10 protein-coding genes and 1 pseudogene are annotated in these 20,661 nt (G+C 45.9%); 1 reads left to right on the top strand and 10 read right to left on the bottom strand.

From position 1 onward, the window contains the following. Nucleotides 1-514: 514 nt before the first annotated feature. The 7 genes from OSC7112_RS06720 to OSC7112_RS06685 all read right to left on the bottom strand — a co-directional run bounded on the left by OSC7112_RS06720 (nucleotide 515) and on the right by OSC7112_RS06685 (nucleotide 10,221). On the bottom strand, nucleotides 515-1,345 hold the full coding sequence (locus tag OSC7112_RS06720; protein WP_015175199.1) for a GUN4 domain-containing protein: 831 nt from the start codon (nucleotides 1,343-1,345) through the stop codon (nucleotides 515-517). A gap of 150 nt (nucleotides 1,346-1,495) precedes the next feature. After that, a complete protein-coding gene (locus OSC7112_RS06715) occupies nucleotides 1,496-2,638 on the bottom strand; it encodes a sensor histidine kinase (RefSeq protein WP_015175198.1) in 1,143 nt (380 codons plus the stop codon). Nucleotides 2,639-2,789: 151 nt separating this feature from the next. Then, a complete protein-coding gene (locus OSC7112_RS06710) occupies nucleotides 2,790-5,447 on the bottom strand; it encodes a GAF domain-containing protein (protein WP_015175197.1) in 2,658 nt (885 codons plus the stop codon). 587 nt (nucleotides 5,448-6,034) lie between these two features. Next, nucleotides 6,035-7,168 (bottom strand): glycosyltransferase, encoded by a 1,134-nt coding sequence (locus OSC7112_RS06705; RefSeq protein WP_015175196.1) that lies wholly within the window; start codon nucleotides 7,166-7,168, stop codon nucleotides 6,035-6,037. A 13-nt stretch (nucleotides 7,169-7,181) separates the two neighbouring features. After that, entirely contained in the window at nucleotides 7,182-7,823 is a 642-nt protein-coding gene (locus OSC7112_RS06700; RefSeq protein ID WP_015175195.1) for a DUF4291 domain-containing protein, read from the bottom strand. 547 nt (nucleotides 7,824-8,370) lie between these two features. Beyond that, complete coding sequence (locus tag OSC7112_RS06690) at nucleotides 8,371-9,519, bottom strand: NAD-dependent epimerase/dehydratase family protein (protein WP_015175194.1); 1,149 nt, start codon at nucleotides 9,517-9,519, stop codon at nucleotides 8,371-8,373. Between the two features lie 111 nt (nucleotides 9,520-9,630). After that, complete coding sequence (locus OSC7112_RS06685) at nucleotides 9,631-10,221, bottom strand: chromophore lyase CpcT/CpeT (RefSeq protein WP_015175193.1); 591 nt, start codon at nucleotides 10,219-10,221, stop codon at nucleotides 9,631-9,633. Nucleotides 10,222-10,380: 159 nt separating this feature from the next. Here OSC7112_RS06685 and OSC7112_RS06680 point away from each other — a divergent pair, with 159 nt between their 5' ends. Continuing rightward, nucleotides 10,381-10,605 (top strand): KTSC domain-containing protein, encoded by a 225-nt coding sequence (locus OSC7112_RS06680; protein ID WP_041622401.1) that lies wholly within the window; start codon nucleotides 10,381-10,383, stop codon nucleotides 10,603-10,605. Nucleotides 10,606-11,047: 442 nt separating this feature from the next. On the opposite strand, the pseudogene OSC7112_RS06675 reads toward OSC7112_RS06680, so the two are convergent. The 3 genes and pseudogenes from OSC7112_RS06675 to OSC7112_RS06665 all read right to left on the bottom strand — a co-directional run bounded on the left by OSC7112_RS06675 (nucleotide 11,048) and on the right by OSC7112_RS06665 (nucleotide 20,658). After that, a pseudogene (locus OSC7112_RS06675) lies at nucleotides 11,048-12,737 on the bottom strand (IS1634 family transposase). Between the two features lie 376 nt (nucleotides 12,738-13,113). Continuing rightward, nucleotides 13,114-18,567 (bottom strand): trifunctional serine/threonine-protein kinase/ATP-binding protein/sensor histidine kinase, encoded by a 5,454-nt coding sequence (locus OSC7112_RS06670; RefSeq protein WP_015175191.1) that lies wholly within the window; start codon nucleotides 18,565-18,567, stop codon nucleotides 13,114-13,116. Nucleotides 18,568-18,981: 414 nt separating this feature from the next. After that, the gene (locus OSC7112_RS06665; protein WP_015175189.1) at nucleotides 18,982-20,658 is read right to left on the bottom strand and encodes a mechanosensitive ion channel; all 1,677 of its coding nucleotides are present in this window, start codon (nucleotides 20,656-20,658) and stop codon (nucleotides 18,982-18,984) included. Nucleotides 20,659-20,661: the final 3 nt, after the last annotated feature.

Below are 20,661 nucleotides of genomic sequence, written 5' to 3'. Positions count from 1 at the left end.
GGACTCTAGAGAGAGGTTCTGGGTAAGTCCTCGTCTTCAAGCAAGTATTCGTCCTTGGGCGAATTCCTTAGCGGATATGCAAAAAAGAGGAGCAAAACTTAAGCTTTCCCCTCCTCCTGTTAATTTTTCTTGATTTTTAACGGGACTGGCCGGGTTCGAACCGGCGACCTAGCGCTTCAGATTTGTGTGAGTTTCCCCACTCTCTGGACTATACCTTCACCATAGGCTTGCAGCTTTTAGGTGGTGACCGTCTAGTCTCTAAACCTTCCTGATTTCAATATAGGCGATTGTTTAATCGCGCTGAACTCAGGCTTGGCTTGGTATTGCCTTAGAGTCCTAGGAACCCACGAACTCTTTAGGTTTCACCAAATTTGACCACATTCACTCCCAGAGTTTCCTCGCGGGGTGCCCGATTCTTCAGGAGGCGCTTGCTCTATCCATCTGAGCCACAGCCCCAGTTGCTAAACAGTTTTGATTATAGCAGTTAATGTCGATTTTGATTTTTTTTTGATGATTACCGATCGCCCGTTGCCAGTTTCGCAGCGATGCGGGCAAAGTTTTCTGCTGCGGTGAGTTTACCGGCACCGTAACAGGCGCGCTGCCTCCATGCGGTGACGGGAAGATGTCCGGGGGGAGCATCTTCGTTGAAGGAGAGCTCGCTGTAATATTTCCAATTTTCCTTGACTCTCCAGCCGACTCGATCGCAAAATTCAGTATAATTACCCCCGCTAGTTTCCCAAATCTGCTGCTGCACGCTCAACCCGAACCGCCCGCTGCTGTATTGTTGCCAAAGTTGGTCGATCGTGCGAAGGTCTGTAGGAGGAAAACTGTCAATATCGGCTGCACTCAGCCAGCCTTCGTCTTCCCTAACAGCGATTTGCAGCAAGATTTCCCAAGTGTGTTCGTCAGCTTTGCGCCATTTTCCCGTTTCTAATAGCTTTGTCAGTTGTCGGTAGTCCATCCCCACTTCGGAGATAGCCGGAGTTGAGTCAGGTATGGCGCCGATTTTGTCTTCCAGCCGCAGTAGAGTGCTGACAATCAATTCGGGGTTTAGTTGTTCGAGGCGGTACAGAACCCATTCTAACTGAGATTGAAGGTACGTGCGGGCGATCGCATTTTGCTGCAATTCCCCCTGCAACTCATCAAATTTAGCTGACCAATTTTGTTGGTTGCGGGCCAATTCCCACATTTGTTTTGCCCACTGCAATCTAACTTGTTCTTTTTTTAAATAAGTTTTGGAAGGCTTAGCACGTTGCGGGTAGGGAGTCAAATCCCAGCCGCAAATCGAGCAAAACTCTGCTTTTTCTTCTATGTATTCAGCACCGCACACTGGACAGTTAGACATATTGCCATTTATTCGGTTGCCAAGTAATTATATGACATCGGGTAAATTAACCATAATTCGATTAGGTATGCACTTTGCAGCCTACAATTACAGTTTATCTTTAGTAATGTACGCTTTTCGCACCCCAAAGTTTGAGTTAATTATACCGCTCTAACAAGGCAAGCGAATAGTAAATAAACTGCCTTTGCCCAACTCTGATTTTACCTGGATCGTGCCGCGGTGAGCTTCGACTATTTGGCGGCAGAGGTGCAGTCCCAAACCTGTACCGGATTTCTTGTGAGTTCCCGGGCCAAACCTTTCAAATAACTTTGCTTGTTCGGTGGAAGAAATGCCTGCGCCGGTGTCTTGGATTTCGATGATTACCCATGCCAGCGGTTGGTTTTTGAAGCTTGTATAAGCAGGTGAATTGGCAGCTTTTAAGCTGACATCTATTGAGCCGCTGTCGGTGAATTTAATCGCATTTCCGATTAAATTTGTCAGCAAGCGGTGCAGTTCCAGACGATCGCCCGGATACTTCGCAATCGGCGCACTTTCTGCACTTTCTGTCAAGTCTAAATTTACCGACAAACCTTTAGCATCCGCTAGGGGAGCTAGTTCTTCAGCTACCTCAGTAATAAGCTGGCGCAAGTCCACGGCAGCGAAACTTAGGGATTTGCGGCCTGCTTCGTAGCGGTAGACTTCCAGCAGCATATTTACCATGGCGATCAGGTTTTGGTTGCTGCGAACCATCGTGCCGAAAGCGTCGCGCATGGGAATGGAAATTTCTCCCAAAGCTCCCTGCTGCATTAAAGTTAGCATTCGATCGGCTGCTACGAGGGGCGTCCGCAAGTCGTGAGCGAGTCGGGAGACAAAATCTTCGCGCTGGAGGGCGATCGAATTGCGCTCGTCTACGCTGTGTTTGAGCCGCAGGAGCGATCGTACCCTCGCCAGCAGTTCGTCCATTTCAACTGGTTTGCGGATGAAATCGTCTGCTCCCATGTCAAGTCCCTGGACTACGCTAGCACTGTCGTGAGCTGTAATCAGCAAAATTGGGATAAAGGGCAATTCCTTATTTTGTCGGATTCGTTTAGTGACTTCGTAACCGTCCATTCCCGGCATCATCACGTCTAGCAGCACCAAATCCGGGGCTGACTTGTCAATTTGACTCAAGGCAGAAAAGCCGTTTTCCGCCGTGCTAATTTCGTAACCTTCTTCTTCTAGGATTGTCTGAACCAACAAAACATTATCTGGTGCGTCGTCTACCACCAGAATCCGATCGGCTTTTGTGGCATTCGGAACAGATAAATAACTCATTTAATTGCTAGCCTGGAAATAAATTCTAAACTTTTATATGGCATCCGATTTATGATTTCACATTTTTACACTTCTTAACTCTGTCATAAGGAATATCTCAAAACTTCATCAAATCTTTTTACTTTTGATCGCTCCGATGTAATACGATCTACTACTTAGTTGTCATCGTATGCACGCCGTCCCAATCCTCGGGCGGGGGTACTTCCAAATAGCTCAGGGAGCGGTCGAGGTGAACTTCCACAGGTCGATCGCTCGGTCGCATAGCTAAAGCGGCTTCAAAACAATTAATAGCTTTGTGAAAATTTCTAGCAATATAAGCATCCCGACCGTTGCTGTAAAGTTCCAAAAACCGAACGGTTTCCCCGTCGATGGGTTCAGAACTATTTTGCAGCAACTCGTAAATACCAACTGGCTGATTTTTGCCCTTAACCCGAACCTTGTCTAACTCTCGCACCCAAATCCCTTCGCGGCACAAACTGTATGTAAATTCGCTCAAAATTATATCGCATCCGTACTCCTTTGTAAGCTGTTCCAATCGCGAACTCAAATTCACCGCATCCCCGATTACCGTGTAATCCATTCGCTTTTGGGAACCAATATTTCCCGAAACCACCTCTCCGGAACTAATCCCAATTCCGAAGCGAAACGGATCTGCGCCGGGGCGAGAATCATTAAACTCTTTCAAACGGCGACGCATATCTAAAGCCGACTGAACCGCCATCCAACCGTGACTTTCCGGGGGATTCAGCGGCAGGGGCGCGCCGAAAACCGCCATTAAAGCATCGCCGATAAACTTGTCTAAAGTGCCTTCGTAGTGGAAAACAGCCTCGACCATCGTCTCAAAATATTGGTTCAGCAGGGATACCACATCGGACGCTCCCAAATTTTCGGTCAGCGTGGTGTAGCCGCGAATGTCGGAAAACAAAATAGTCACTTCTTTGCGTTCGCCCACCATCAGGGCGCCTTCACCCAAGGCCATCACTTTATCTACGACTCCAGGAGTTAGGTAGCGGTACATCGTATTTTTCATCCGCTTTTCGCGGCTGATGTCTTCGAGTACCACTAAACCCCCCCGCACGCCGCCTTCTGGATTTAGCAGCGGGTTGACAGTCAAATTCAAACTGCGTTCAATTACTTTAATTCCAGAGGCGGGGATGGGCAGCGGACAATAAGGGTGATACAGGGCAGAATTTCGCAGCGCAAATAGAGATTGGGCATTAGCTAATTCTGCCAGCGCTACTTCCTCAGTCCACGCGCGGTTTTCGCCCCAAGCGTAATATAAATTAGGCTCCGCGCGATCGGGCACGGCCAAAATATAACTTTCTTCTCCTTCTTCTTCTTTTTGTTGGGAATTGAGCGTTTTTTCTACCAACAGTCCCACCGTTAAACTTTGTTCGGGAACGTAATGTCTGGCAGCATTTTTGAGACTGTCTTCTAGTCGAAATTGCAAATTGTCGATCGGCACAACTTCCCAAACATAGCGATTCACCAGTTTATCTTCCCAAATCTGAAGATTGTGTTTGCTTTTAGCTTGATTTACCGGACAGCCCAACAATTCTAGGGCTGCTTCGTTGATCGTCACAACTCGCCCCTTCAAATCCGTGGAAATCACTGCATCAGAAAGACTTTGCAGCATATCTTTCTGATACTGCTTTTCCACCATCACGTTCTGAAACAGTTGAGAATTTTGCAACGCCATTCCCGCTTGGGAATTAAACGCTCGCAAAAACTCTTCGTCGGAAGGGGTGAAAGTACCTTGGTTCTTATTAATTAGCTGAGTTACCCCGATCAGCTCACCTTTAGCGTTGTGGACCGGCATACACAAGACAGTTCGAGTGCGGTATCCCGTTTGCTGGTCTGTAGAGGGGTCAAAGCGGGGATCGTCGTAAGCATCTGTAATATTTAGAGGTTGACCAGTCGAAGCCACGTAGCCAGCAATTCCCCTATTCGCAGGAATACGGATTTCCATCATCGTTGTACCGTCGGCCTTGGCAACTTTTGTCCAGAGTTCGTTGGTTTCCCGATTTAACAAAAATAGCGTGCTGCGATCGGCCTGCATCAAGTCGCGAGCTTGATCCATGACAGAGCGCAAAGTTGTTTCCAAGTCAAGACTTTGACCCAAAGTCGTGGTGGCTCTCAAAAGTGCGGCAACCCCTCGCTGGTTGCGGGCCACGACGTAGAAAGACTGACAGCTTTCGAGAATAATCCCGATCGAATCTGCAAAAGCCTGGAACTGCTGTTCGTCTTCCTCGCTAAAGGAGACATTGCCAGCTTTATTTAACAGTCTGACCACGGCTACGGGTTCGTGTTGGCTCTTGCTGCTAAAAATTGGCATACAGAGGATGGTTCCGATCTGGTAGCCCGGTGGTTCGTCTACTTCGGAATTAAAATACTCGTGCGATCGAGCTTCGGCGACATTTATCGATTTTCCGGTTGTTGCTACGTAACCTAAAATGCCTGCATCCATCGGCAAGCGCACTTCTACATCCTCGCCCGTAAGTGGATCGACTGTTTTGTGCCACAGTTGATTTTTGTTGGAGTCAACCAAAAAAATTGTTGTCCGGTCTGCTTGCAGAATTTGACCAATTTTGACAGTGAAGGCATCTAAAAGTTGCTCTAAGAGACTTTCGAGTGCTTCATTGTTAATCAGGTCCATCGCCCGGATAAATTGCTGAAATTCAGCCGTGATAAAGTCCAGCAGGCACACTAATTCAGGAACTGGCAGGCTCTTAACACGGGAGGTCAATGCCCCCATAAAATTGACTTGAGTCAGTGTAGCCAGAACGCTACCAGTATTGGAGAATGTCATGATTAACTGCTTGCTCAGAGGGGTAGACTGACCGCAGGTCGATCTGCGCGAGATTCGGCGGCGGTGCAAACTCTTGAATTTGTTTGCAAGCGCATCGGCACTCGCTTGTCGCTTTGATGAATCGTGAGTTCAAAAGTGGCGCACGCAACTTCAGTTTGCTTGTTATGTATGCTCGATCGATCTTTTTTACAACCTCGATACTGATGAGGGTTCGTCAATTCAAGCTGAACTTGAGTTCGCAAAACTGCTAGCCTGAAAATTAGGTGACAGGCTTTAGTTCGATCGAGAGTGCAATGTGGATTTGACGCTCTGTGCTCGGCCCCAGCGCGCGGTGTGACTCTTTTAGCGCACTCGGCGACCGTATCCGGTCAGGTAAAGGGCGCTATGAAAGCAGCGCGCAAGGCATTTCTACAGAGCTTACTCATAGTTTAATGGTAAACGCCACAGCAGGATAGCGACGGTAATTTATGCAGCAAAAAAGTTCGATCGGTCTTTGAAAATATCCCCCTTCACTACCAACTGACGATCGAACAGCGAAGCTAAGCTGGCGGTGATGTTTAAAGGTGCTACAGATCCTGTCCTGACATTTAGGCCGCTGTGGGCACAGACTGGGCAAACACCACTGATTGATAGTACCGCTGGAGTTGTGCTGCAGCGGCGGCCCAACCCCAGCGTTCGGCTTCTTTGCGAGCGTTTTGGCGCAGGGTTTCCCGTTCTTCGGGATTCGCAAACAGACGCTGGGTGGCGGCGAGTGCTCCTTCTTCGTCGGCGGGGTCAAATAAATATCCGTTAACACCGTCGGTGACGATATCGGGAATTCCGCCGCTGCGCGCCGCCACTACAGGCGTCCCCGCAGCCATTGCTTCTAGGAGCACTAAGCCCAGGGTTTCGGTGCGGGAGGGAAAAATGAAGGCGTCCGCCGATGCGTAAGCTCTTGCGAGTTCTTGCCCCTTGAGGTAGCCGACAAAATTGGTGGGTGTACCGGCAAAATATTGTTCGAGGGTTTGCCGATGCGGGCCGTCTCCCACTAAGGCGAGGCGGGCGTCGGGAATCGCTGCGAGGACTGGTTTGATGCGTTCGATTTCTTTTTCTGCACCGAGGCGGCCGACGTACAGCAGCAGGGGACTGTCTGGGTTATTTGCAGAAAGGCGCGATCGCATTTCTCGACTTGCCAATTCCGGGACAAACATTTCAGTATCTACGCCCCGCTGCCACAAATCTACCCGATCGATGCCGTGGATTCTGAGTTCCTCCACCATCGCTGTAGAAGTGCAGAGATTCAATTCTGCTTGATTGTGGGCACCTTTGAGCAGTTCCCACAATAAAGGTTCGAGGACTCCAAAACCGTAATGGTGCAAGTATTTCGGCAAATGGGTGTGGTAAGAAGCCAAAATCGGAATGTTCAACTTTTTGCCGTAATATATGCCGCCCAATCCCAAAATTGCGGGATTGACAACGTGAATAATATCCGGTTTAAACTGCTGTAATTGGCGACCGACAGCCGGAGAAGGCAGTGCCATTTTCAGTTCCGGGTACATCGGCAAAGGCAAACCCTCCACACCGTAAACTCGCGCGCCTTTGTATTCTTTAATCCCGTAATCTGGAGAAAATATCATAACTTGTTCGCCCGCGCGCTGCAAGTGATCTACAGTGTGAATCAGGCGCGTCACAATGCCGTCTATTTTCGGCAGAAATGTTTCAGTGAAAAGAGCAATTTTCATAAAAATAAGTTACTTAGGGAGCCGATAATCCTAGCCTCTGGAAGATGTCGGGGTCGATGACAGGATACACTGTCTCACAAGGAGTCAGTAATTGCGTGCGATCGCCTCCGTTATATTGACGCTGTTGCTGCACGAATTGGGAAATATCCTCGATTTTAACAATCCATTCTCCCGCGTAACTGGCTAAAACACTGCCGCGCAAACCCAGTTGAATTGCCCGCCGTTCCAGTTTTGCTCCACTTGGGTGACGATCCGGGTCCCATTGCAGCCGAACAGCCGAATTTTTAACAGCTTGTTGCCATTCTTTTTCGCTTCCATACACTGCTGGAACGAAATTAGAATGGACAGCAGATGCTAAAATTTCGTCCCACGCCGATCGCTTCAGCCAAACAGCCAGAATTACTTCTTGTCCGGGTTTTGTTCCCCATGCCGATCGATACATCATCCATAGAAAATTGGGCTTAATCCAACTCATGCGATTCAGACTAAATTCCCCACCGAAATAACCTTGTTCCGCTGCAAAAATACCGATCGCCGGACGGTAGGCTTGGTACACTACGACCGTATGTTCATCAAATTGTGCCAGAATGTGACGACCTGTTTTCGGCCATTTACTTGCCTGGTTTAAGTAGGGTTCTGTTAGCAGCGTCACCACAACTAATTACTCTCCTGATGTTTCTGGGGGGCAACATACAAACTCCGTGAATTCCAATCGATACAATTATCCCACCTAAAAGCAATCCCACACCTTCGGCAAAGCAATTAATTCTGTGAATTTCCTGTGCTGTTCTGGCAATTGATATTTCTGTTCCAGTAGCATATGGGGCTTCGCTAACGGGCGCGGTAATTTTGATTACTCGCCGTTAGTGCAGCCCATTCCGGTATTAAATAATAAGAACGAACTGCACTCGGTGAAAATCCCGGCAAAACAACCAAAAGCAACAGAATAATCGTGCGAATTTCTACGGCATTTATTCCCAAAAAGCCAGCATTAAAAACCTTATGGAATTTTTTAATTAACCGCAGAGGGCACAGAGGACACAGAGCAAAAGATCGAAAAGATAGATCGTATTAATATACAGCAAACTCCATGCAGAACTTGCGAAGCCTTCCCCTCTCTTCCCCTCTTTTCTCTTACTTCGCGCCCTTCGCGCCTTCGCGGTTCGTTAAAAAGCTCTTTCCCCGCAGATAGAGGCCAGAACTTACTTCCAAGAAACCTTCGGCAAAATCTGGTTTTTATCGACACGGTGCTGATATTTTGTAGCAAAATTCAGCAGAGAATCGAGCAGTGAATCTGAGAGATAGTGCGGCTGCAAACCGAGGTCTAGCAAATTGGTGTTTTTGGCATTGAAATAATGCTCTTCTTTCTCGACTCTGGGATTTTCGATGTTGTTGATTTCTACTTTTAATCCCATTGCCATGCCTGCTTTTTGCACCAAGGAGGCTAAGTCGCCGACGCTGAATTGTTCGGTGAATTGGTTGAAGACGCGGAATTGTCCGGCTTCGGCGGGGTTGGCGATCGCCAATTCCACGCACCGCACGGTATCCCGAATGTCTAAGAAGCTGCGGGTTTGTCCGCCAGTGCCGTAAACCGTCAAAGGATGACCGATCGCAGCTTGGATGCAAAATCTGTTCAATGCCGTCCCAAATACTCCGTCGTAGTCTAAACGGTTGATCAACAGTTCGTCCATGCCGGTTTCATCTGTGAGCACGCCGTAGACTACGCCCTGATTTAAGTCGGTGGCTCTTAAACCCCAGATTTTGCAAGCAAAATGGATGTTGTGGGAGTCGTGGACTTTTGACAGGTGGTAGAAACTGCCTGGTTGTTTGGGATAGGGTAGTGTATCCTTGCGGCCGTTGTGTTCGATCGTAATGTAGCCTTCTTCAATGTCAATATTCGGCGTGCCGTATTCGCCCATTGTCCCCAATTTCACTAGGTGACAGTCGGGGAAGTCTTCGCGGATGGCGTACAGCAGGTTGAGTGTTCCGACGACGTTATTGACTTGGGTGAGGACTGCGTGTTCGCGATCGATCATCGAGAAAGGTGCCGAACGCTGTTCGCCGAAATGGACGATCGCCTCTGGTGCAAATTTTCTCATGCTTTTGCTGAGAAAATCGTAGTTGGTGATGTCACCGACGAACAAGTCGATCGACTTGCCCGTTAAATCTTGCCATCGCTGGAGTCGTTGCTGAATCGGTGCGATGGGAGTGAGGGTGTCGCTGCACAGTTCCAGATCCCAGTGCCGCCGCACGAAGCTGTCGAGGATGCCAACTTCGTAACCTTTGTTAGAAAGGTAGAGTGCGGTTGCCCAACCGCAATAGCCATCGCCACCAATAACCAGGACTTTCATAAATCAACGGTGAATCTTGCTTGCCAATACTGGGTTAATGTACCAGGTATTGGTGCATTCTGAACCTTTAATAAGCGCGTGTTCGCCGAGGAGGTACTCTGTTTTTTGAGATTAAACCGGAACTTCGTCGGCGAAACTGGCCCGGCGGGTGAATTCAAAGGGGCCGGCCTGGGCTCCCCAGACGTGGGCGTCGGTTTCTGGGTCACGTCCGCGATCGTGGCTAGTAAATTTGTCTTGGTCTATCTCGAATTCGCTGTCTAGATAGGTTTTTTTGCCGTTTCTGACCACCGCGCAGCCTTTTCCTGGTTCGACAAACCCTTTGAAGCTTTTGCCCGTCCACTGCGTAATAAAGGTGCAGCCGGGAAGCAGTGTCAGTTGTGCTGTTTTGATTTCTTGCAGCCGTTGCGGGTCGCGGGAAGCGCCGTAGAATTGTTCTTCGTTTTCTATGGCATAATTTTCGATGTCGATTCGATCGCCCGCCGGGACTAATTTCAAAACTCGGACTCGGTACGGTACATTCAGTTCGATATCGTAGGCTTGTTCTAGATACAAGCTGATCCCGTCCAGAACTTCGATCGGCAAAGGTCTCATGCAGACGCGGATGTGGGCGAAGAATGGCGGGTTTTCAAAGGCTTGGGCTTGGTTGCTGAAATCGGCGGCCATCCAGCGGGCGAGGGTGACGATATCGGTGGAATGAGACATATCGATTTTAGATTTGAGATTTGAGATTTTGGATTGAGGGAGTAGAAATTATTTTAGGGGAAATTCAGGTGCGATCGGGCTTGAGATCCCTGACTTCTTTAAAAAGTCCGGGATTTGGGTATGCTGTTTTTTTCAGGTAGCCTTACTTATCGGGAAATCATGAAACTACAACCAGTCGAATCCAGCATGATAAAAGCTGTGGGTTATGACGAAACCACTTCTACTCTGGAGGTTGTTTTCAATAGTGGCAAAACCTATCTATATTCTGAAGTGCCGAATAATGTCTATTTAGAACTGATGGACTCTGATTCCAAAGGGAGTTACATGAGAGATTGTGTTATTGACTGCTATCCGTACCAACAGGTGAAGAAACGGCGGCGGTAAGTACGGCATTAATCTAGGCGTTTTGAATATCTAATCGTGATTTTTGCGATCGACTAACTCTCACCCAGATTTTTTGAGTGTGGAGGTGAGAGGCACAATTGGAATTGCTGGATACTCACCCTTTGTTTACCACCCACATTCCGCACCCTCAACTGGCACACACGCAGTTGGGGTGCTCCGTCCGAGTCTCTCGTCCGAGATAATAATCAAAAATACCCGCGACCTGTTGGGTCACAATCGCATCGACCTGTTGGGGCAAGTTGAAAATTAACTGCTTTCGGGCAAATCCTAGATTCTCGATATCTAACAACACCTTCATCCGTCATAATTAACTATTAATCGACAGCAGATATTTCCAGCAGCCTGATAATTACACATCACTACTGAATCAAATATTTATGAAATTTCTGTCAGTTTTGCTCATCAAACAAACTGCTCGATCTCAGATTAATAAATAATAAGACTTACAGGAGAGCGGCAGCAAGTTCAATATAGCCATTCGCTCGGCTGTTAAATTAGAAATTTGTTGAATCCCTTGTAGGCTCACCAGATGAATTGATTGAAATATCTGGCAAATCCAACGGAGCGTCGGTCGATTAGTTTGTTTGCCCAACTGATTTTTCAATTGGGAATTAGTGCGTTGCAAACTGTGACGCAGTAACCTTTGACCTAAAGTATAGACTAACAAACACAAACCCATTACCAATGCCAAAGCTTCGATTCTTTCCGGCGACTTGAGAAATACACTGTCCGTAAAAAACAGCGGATCTTTCAAGAACCCAAACCCTCTTTCTGCTGACTGCTGTTCTTTGTATTTCACAATCATATCGTCAGGCTCTAATTGCTGAGTTTCCAGCACATTAGTGGCGAGAATAAACCTGCCACAGGCTTTGGTTTCTTTGGCGATCGCACCTGTATCTGGTTCCAGTTTTGCTTGAACTTTAAATCTCTGTTTCGAGCTGGATTTCTCGCGAGCATTTGGATCGTTAGTATTAGTCTTTACTGTAATTTCTTTGCTACTAACTTGGGTGATATTGTAAAATTTTAGTTGTTTGGATAAGCGATGAGCTGCGGCGGCAGCGTCGGCGGCACAAGCAAATTCAATTTTTGAGAGTTCTTGCAGTTTATTCTCAGCTTCAGCCTGGGCTTTTTGAGTTTTTTTCGAGTTTTTGTCGGTCTGAATCGCGTCGCAAACTGCTCTCTACTACTAGCCATCTTTGTTCAATTCCACCATAATTACTTTTGTGTTCTGACCAGCTATATCCACTCACAGAACTGGGGGTAAATTCTGCTTCATTTAACTGAGATACCAGTTGCTGCGCTTGCTTGATACTCAACGGTACGCGGGTTAACCATCTTAAATTGGTTAACATTTCTAAGTTAGGAGCTGAATATAATGCACTATCTGCAACCATTAAACTGTCAAGGTTTAACTGTTGTTTAAACTCCTGACAAATTGATGCGAATATGGCTCGATCTGATTCATTTCCCGAACCCACCCGTAAAAATAGCGGTACATCTCCATCGCTACTACAAATTAAATCTAAAATGAATTGTTTTAAGTCGGGTCTGCGATCGCGGGAGTAGCCGTAGGTAATCTTAATTGGCACGGCAGATGACACGGGTTTAGTTGACTCGCTATCTTCGCTATCTTCGCTATCTAGCGCCGTTTCTGGCTCGATAACAGATACAGATGGTAGCTCGGATTCGTATTTGCCATGCAGGTGAAAGGAAGTTGAATCTAAATGGGATGTCTCTGTATCGAGCTCAAATTTTTGAGCTGCTGAAGCGGCAATAGTTGTAAATATTTGGCTGCTGCCTGCTAAATATAGCTTGTCTAATACTCTACCTAAACGGTATTCATTCAGGTGTGATGCTTGAATACCTTCACCCATTAAATGTTCGAGCGCTTTGCCTTCAAAAAATTTAGGAAATAAGTATAATGGAGCGGAAACAAGCCCTAACCCATTGATAATCATTGCTTTGACTGCTAGACCTGGACTGACAATCTCACCCGGTTGTTCCCCTACTAACTCATTGATTTTTTGGACAATTTCTATTTCATCAACTAGACCTGCTATTAAACCAAGATGGTCGAGGTTAGAGACGGCGAGTTCAGTTGCTTGATGCACGGGTTTCATTCGATCGAGCGGATTGTTTGCTACTTGAGTTTAGACTATTTTTATCCTCCGCGTCGCACGGGGGATAATTGGTTTTTGTTGTTAATTTACACGCTCGTACATTTTCCAACTGAATCGATCGCTTGCTCGATCACCTGACACGGCAGGCGAGAGTATTTCTACTCATCTAGAGCCGACTGATCGACTCGGACGGGGCACCCCAACTGCGTGTGTGCCAGTTGAGGGTGCGGAATGTGGGTTACCACTCGGTGTCCCCAATGCGATCGTCCGTTTCCCAATTACGAAAATCCCCCGTCCATTTTTAAGCCAATTCTAGTTTCATCTTGTCATCAATGTTTGAGTCGAACTCTGGCCCAAGTTATACTAATTAATTTATAGGAATCTCAATTACAAAAGTTGTCCCGCTGCTGACGGTCGAATTACAGGTTAATTTACCCCCATGTTTTTTGATAATAGCATAGCTGACAGATAAACCCAAACCTGTACCGCTACCCACAGGTTTAGTTGTAAAAAATGGCTCGAATATGCGTTTTTGGATCTGGGTAGGAATCCCACTGCCGTTATCAGCGATCGCAATTCTTACCCACTCTTTTTCTATGACTTCCGTCTGAATCTTAATCAAAGGCTGTTTATTAGTTTTACTAACTTGTTTGAGAGCATCAAGAGCATTACTAATAATACTGAGAAATACCTGATTCATCTCACTCGCATAACAGGTGACACGAGGAAGGTTGCCATACTCTTTAATCAGTTGTACCTTGGGTTGATTATCACTTTCTTGGAAGCGGTTTTGTAAAATTAGTAAAGTGCTTTCAAGTCCGGCGTGTAAATCTACAGATTTCATGTCTGCTTCGTCTAAGCGAGAAAAATTACGCAAACTCAGGATAATTTGTTTGATTCGTTCGCTTCCGACTTTCATGGATTGCAGGATCTTAGTTAAATCTTCCGTGATAAATGCTAACTCAATTTCCTCAATCCTTGCTTTAATTGCTGAGCTTTTCTTTGGATATTCTTGCTGATAAAGTTCCAGCAAATTCAGCAAAGATTTGAGATAATTTTCTGTCGGAGGAAGATTGCTATGAATAAAAGTAACTGGATTGTTAATTTCGTGTGCTATTCCCGCTACGAGTTGACCGAGGGCTGACATTTTTTCACTCTGAATTAGTTGTGCTTGGGTTTGTTGTAAATTTTTCAATGTATGCTCTAAATCAAAAGCTTTTTGGCTTAACTCTTCTGTTTTTCGCTCTACTTCCGCTTCCAAGGTTTGAGAGTAGTTCTCTACTTGTTCGTACAAACGGGCGTTTTCAATAGATATAGCAGCTTGAGCGCTAAGAATTTGGAGGGTTTCGATGCGATCGCTTGTAAACGCTCCCACTGTTAGATTATTTTCTAAATACAAAATCGCGCTCGATTTTCCCTGCTTGCTAATCGGAATACATAAAGCTGATTTAGGCTGCTGGGTGATGATATAGCGATCGCCTGCAAATTGAGTGGAAGCACTCAAGTTATCAAAAACCGCCGTTGTTTGACTTCTGGCTACAGAATAAATCAAACTTTGGGGTAATTCTTGGCATTCAGCTAAAGGAATATGCCTCTTTTCTGTCTGGTTTTCAGTCGCTTTCGCCACTACTAGCCATTTTGCCTCTCGATCGATCGCTAAAAGTCCGGTTTGCGCTCCGGCATGGGCGATCGCAATTTGCATCAAAGTGGCTAATAGTTTCTCTAATTCAATTTCCTGTGAAATAGCTTGTGCTGCTTTCATCACCGCCGGAAAATCCAACCATAAATTCTGGCTGTTGCTGTTACTGGTGCTAGTTAAGCTTCTCATCAGCGTGGGAGAGATTGTTCCCTCAGATATGATAGCTCGTTTAGTCGGTTGGAGAATAGCCTCTAGTAGTTGGGGATAGTGCTGTTCTAAATAAGCAACTTTCGCCTTCGCACCCCATCGGGTGTAACAGTAGTATGCTTCCTCCATATATCCAGAAGCAAATTTTTCTTTGCCCCACTCCAGATAAAATTTAGCTGCTAGTTCATTAGCTAACGCTTCTTCTTGGATATATTGGTTTTCTTTGGCTCCGGCAATTGCGCGATCGTACAAATCTCCTGCTTCATAATTCTTGCCTAAAAGTCGGCATTTTTCTGCCTCTACTAAGTTAACTTTGTGTTGGTGATTCATCGGAGCATAACGCGCCCACTGAGCCAGAGTAGTTTGATGGGTTTCTACCAAATGGAGAGTCTTAGAGCGCTCAATTTCTGACTGCGTAGAAAATACTGCCAAGTAGGTTAACCCGGCATAAAAATGGAAAACCGGAGTATGAATTACTCCGGCTGCTGCCATCAAATAAAGATTAGCTTGGGCTATGTATTCTAGGGCATTGGTGTAGTTGCCAAATAGATAGCCAAGAATCAATTTGTATATATAGAGAAAAGCGAGAGCTGTAAACTCATGATCCTGATGGTGCTTGGGAATCATCACCGTTTCATCGTAGGCGGTTCCGATTAATAAATCCGGTTGATTGACAACTTCTATCAAACTCTGCGCCATCTGTTTTTTCATCTTCAGATAACCCAGAGGAGAATCTTGCTTAACTTGAGCCAAGACAGCACAGTAATTTTCTATTTCTGGTTCCCAATCAGAGAAATTCACTCCAGCGAAGAAACTATCGTCAAAATAAACACTAATATTGTAGCCAGCATTTAGGAAATCACCAGTTTCTATTCCACTCATATAGCCCTCTTTTGCCGTTATAATTACTGCCCTTAGTGCTTCTTGACGGTGCTGGAGAAAACAGCCAAAGAAAAGTAAAGTTATGGACTTAAATTCCCGGACATTCAACTGATTGAGTACGCTCAGTGCCACTCGACCAAAGCAATAGCCTTTTTCTACTTCTCCCAAAAAGACAGACAGCACCATGCCATAACTTGCATACCCGATTGTTGATGCGGGTGCATTTCCAAATTGGAGTGATAGACTGACCATTGTAGAGCCGTGCAGAGGCAGCAAGGCAGGATTTCCCGCAAAAATGGGCGAAAACAACATTGCTAACAGTTGCATAGCCGCAATTGTCCGAGGATCGCTCATCACAGGGAGGTTAATCAGTTCCTCAATCTGTTTGCCCTGGAGTCGATCGGCAAGGGTTTGTAGTGCTTTGCCTGTCAAGGCTTCGTCAGGTTCCGATGAGAACTCAACCCCTAATTGTGTTAGGGCATTTCTGCCTACTGCGATCGCTTTTAACATCTGACTTTGGGCTGTCAGTGCGTTGATTTGAATCTCAAATATTTTGACTTTATCTAGTATTGTTGTGGCAGATCGCAAAACCAGATCGGCCATTTCTTCCATACCATCAAAATCAGCATTCAAGTAGGCAGTTTCCGCCGCAGCTACATACAGATTGAGGGTTAATTCATACTGAGTTTGCCAACAGTCTGGGGTTAGCAACTCAATCCCTATTTGCACAAAACTTCTGGCGGCTGAATAGGCTGTAGAATTTCTGGCTTTCTGTCCTGCTGCTAAGTTAAGTCTGGCTAAGGCTTCTCGTTCTTGGGCTTGAGTAATTAACCGAATTCCTAAATTCAAATGCCCGACAATATCAAATAGCTTGTCCTCCTTTTCTATTTCTGATAAGTTTTGTTGGAGCAGTTGACCGATTTTGAGATGAGTAGCCTGTTTTTGGTCTGAGGGAATCAGAGAATAGGCAGCTTGTTGAACGCGATCGTGCAAAAATCTGTATCTAGCATTTTGTTTATTAGCATTTTCATCCTCGGGGCTTAAGTTATTATTGCCTTCAACCTGATAAAACTTATAAACATTGCTAACAGGTAAAATTACTCCACCCTGCAATGCTCTCCATAAAACTGTCGCCGTCTCTGTTTCCGATTGTTGTGAAACTATTGCCAAATTATGCAAATCGAACTGCGCTCCAATACAAGCAGCCAACTTTAAGACATCCTGAGTTGGAATTGGTAATTTCTGCAATTGCAACGCCATGAATTCAACAACATCATCAGTAATTGCCAAGGCTTTGATTTGGGCAATATCGCACTGCCAATGCTGGATATCCCAATTAAAGGTAATTAACTTGTCATCGTGTAAAGCTTTGAGGAACTGAGTTGCAAAGAAAGGATTTCCCTTGGTTTTTTGATAGACTAATTTTGTCAAAGGCTGGGCAAGAGATAGTTCGCAATTTAGCGTATCTGCTACCAATCGATTAATATCTGATTCTCTTAACGGCGGTAATGTAATCGTATTTACCGTTGCCCCTGTTTTGAGCAGTTCCTCTACGGTTAAGATAAATGGATGGACAGGGGAAACTTCATTATCTCGATAAGCACCTAATATCAATAGATGTCCTGTATCTTGTTGGGTCAATAATGAAAGCAAATTCAGTGATGCAGAATCAGCCCATTGCCAGTCATCTAAAAACATCACTAAGGGATGTTCTTTACTGGTAAAGACTTTGACAAATTTTTGAAATAATAAATTAAAGCGATTTTGGGCTGCTGTTCCTGATAATTCTAGGGATGGTGGCTGTCGATCGATGATGTTTTCTAACTCAGGAATTACATCAATTAATACTTGCCCATTGTCTCCCAATGCTGCGAGAATATTAGTTTTCCATGTTTGCAATTGTTCTTCTGATTCTGATAATAGTTGCCCCATCAAATCGCGAAAAGCTTCCACGAAAGCCGAAAAGGGAATATTCCGTTGAAATTGGTCATATTTCCCTTTAATAAAATAGCCGCGTTGCCGAACAATGGGTTTATGTACTTCATTAACTACTGCGGTTTTCCCAATCCCAGAAAAACCCGCTACTAGGATTATTTCTGTTGTGCCATTGGCGACGCGATCGAAGGAATTTAATAGTTGATTGACTTCGGCTTCTCTTCCGTAGAGTTTTTCGGGAATTAGGAAGCGATCGCTGATATCTCGCTTTCCTATTTCAAAAGGTTCTATTGTGCCTGTAGTTTGTAGTCGATCTAGACAGATTTCTAAATCGTGCTTAATTCCCAAGGCACTCTGATAACGATTTTCGGCATTTTTTGCGATCGACTTACTGACAATTTCTGACAAAGCTAGGGGAATTTCTGAATTAATTTGATGGATGGGTATTGGCTGTTTCGCCAGGTGACAATGTACCAATTCCATTGCATCTTCCGATCTAAATGGCAATGTTCCCGTCAATAATTCATAAAATGTGATTCCCAGAGAATAAAAGTCAGTGCGGTAGTCTATGCCGCGATTCATTCGACCAGTTTGTTCGGGAGAAAGATAGGCTAATGTACCTTCTAAATGATTAGTATTCTGAATTTCTTGGGTTTCTCTCGGAAGTAGAGAGGCGATGCTAAAATCAATTAATTTGATTTCTTTTGTTGCAGGATCTATCAGAATATTAGCTGGTTTTATGTCTTTGTGTATGACTCTATTTTGGTATAAGTAGTGCAAAGTTTCTGTTATTTTAAGAGATATCTGGAGAAATTCACCTAAAGGTAAATATTGATATTGGGGCTTTTCATCCGTGGCTATTTGGAGATAATCAGATAGGGAAATTCCACCAAAGTCTTCCATGACTAAGGCATAGCCATTGCCATTAACTTCTAGGGTTAAGGGTTTGATAATACTAGGAAAGTCGAGATTTTTGGCAATGGTATATTGGTTGCGGAATTGAACGAGTTCGTTAAAGTTGGGGTATTCATTTCGCAGTAATTTGATGGCGACGGGTTGTTGGTCGCTGGTACGGATGCCTCGATAGACAAGGGTGCGCGTACCTGTGTATAATTGCTCTGTGATTTGATAATCTGGTAAGTTGGCGATCGCATTCATAGTTTGTTAAGCTAATCTTAAGTTATTTTGTATTGCTGCCCAAGTAGCAGGATTTACTTGTTTGGGATAAATTTCTAAACAAGCTCGATTGTAGCTAATTACTTGTCAAATAGTCTCAGAGCCCAGGTTAAAACTCCCGCTTCGCAATAATTGTGAGGTTGTGTAAGTAGGTGCAGATATTTAAACAGAACGGGAGCATCTCATATTTGGAAAAATACTTCTTCTGGCTCTTTCCTTCTGCCTCGCAGCAAGAGAGCCTCCTGCCTCAAAACTCGAATTTCTAGCTTGGTTGCTTTCATTGAGATGCTCCCTGTATCCTCCAATTCAAAGGCTTTGGGATTGCTTCGCGACCCTCACAATGAAATTAATCATAAAAAAATGGCGTTTGTACTTGACAAACGCCATTTTATAGAGTTACAAACGGGGCGTCTTATCTTGTTTAAACGACGCTAACCATTCGCGAATTTGGTCGGCCGCAATCTCGCGCCCGCCCAAACCAAAAGCTAGAGCAATACCAACTGCGATCGCCCCAAGCAGCAGCCCGAAAGCCAAATTCACAATATCGCTGCCAATGCCCATCTGTTGCAGCGCCAAGGCCGAAACAAAGGCAATAATCGCGATCCGAGCCGTTTGGCCCAAAAGCCGCGCTTGACGAGTTCCAGAACTGGCAATCAAACTAAAGGCCAGATTCGCCAAATACAAGCCGATCGCAAATACCACCAAACCGGCCAGCACCCGGCCTGCAACCAGCACAATACCGCTAACAATCGCCGTCAGCGCTGGAATTTGCAGCACGTCGGTAGCCGCCACCACTGCAAACAGCATGATGCCCACCTGCACCACAATGCCGACAAACTCAGAAGGCGTGCGGGTCGGAAGTTCGGGTTCCTGAAGAATCGTTGCCTCCGGATCGATCGAACTTTGCGGTAGCCTCAGCGGCTGTTTCGGTGGCTGCACTCCCAACCAAGAAAAGACATTGTTAAAGCCAATTCCCGTCAGGATATTAGTCACCAAATCGCCGATCCAGCGGCCCAAAATGTAAGCAACCGCCAGAATCAGCGCTGCCGTGAAGATTTTGGGAACCGCGCCCAAAATGTCGTTGAGCATCGCGACTGCAGGCTGCGAAATCGCTTGAATGTCCAAAGCGTTCAGAGCTGCGATCGCCGTTGGAATCAAAATCAAAACATAGACGATCGTCCCGACAATCCACGACAGCGATTGTCCGCCCGAAGTCCGCGAAATTCCAAACCGAGCGCCCAAACCGTCCGCCCCAGCAGCGGCCAACAGATTTGTGACAATCCGCCGCACCACCACAGCCAGCAGCCAGCCCACAAACCCAATCAGCACAGCTTCCAGAATTTTCGGAATTGCCGCCAAAATTTGGTTGAGCAAATTATTAACTGGAAGCAGAGCCTGCTGCATTTCCAGCGAGTCGAGAATTAGGGGCAAAAACAGCAGAAAAATGAACCAGTACAGCGCATTCGCCACAGTATCGCTCAGCAGCAAAGGGCGCTCAGCGGGCGCAGCGCCCACCTCCTGATTCAAGCGCTCGTCCACGCTAAAAGCCCGCATCGCCCGCGATACGGCCATTTTGGCTACAGTTGCCAATACCCAAGCAATCCCCAACCAAATTAGCGCGCCGGCTAACTTCGGCAAGAAACCGGTAATTTGATTCAGAAAAGTATTGAGGGGTTGCGAGACAGCCGTTAGATTCAGCCGGTTGAAAAAGGCAATGAGGAAAAAGACAAAAATGATCCAGAACACCGCTGCGGAAATCCATTTTTCCACTTGCGGAGATCCTGCTCCTTCCGGGCGGCCGGTAATCCAAGCAGCCAGCCGGTTGTCGAGGGTAGTCTTCTTGAGCAATCCCCCGACTACAGATGAGACGAGGGCTGATACTATCAAGCCAATTAGCAGGATACCGACAGCCCAGAGGAGATTTTCAATGTTTGAGCCCTGAATGAAATTGTTAATTCCGCGTTCGGCATCTGTCAGCGGATTCCCGGGCTGGGCCTGGGCCAAAATGCGATCGGACAAAGCCGCTATGGGGCCCGATATCGGTTGAGTTATTTCTTGCCAAGTTTCATTCATTTT

This window comes from Oscillatoria nigro-viridis PCC 7112, assembly GCF_000317475.1.
Lineage (GTDB): Bacteria > Cyanobacteriota > Cyanobacteriia > Cyanobacteriales > Microcoleaceae > Microcoleus > Microcoleus nigroviridis.
This window is presented reverse-complemented; position numbering and strand designations above follow the sequence as displayed.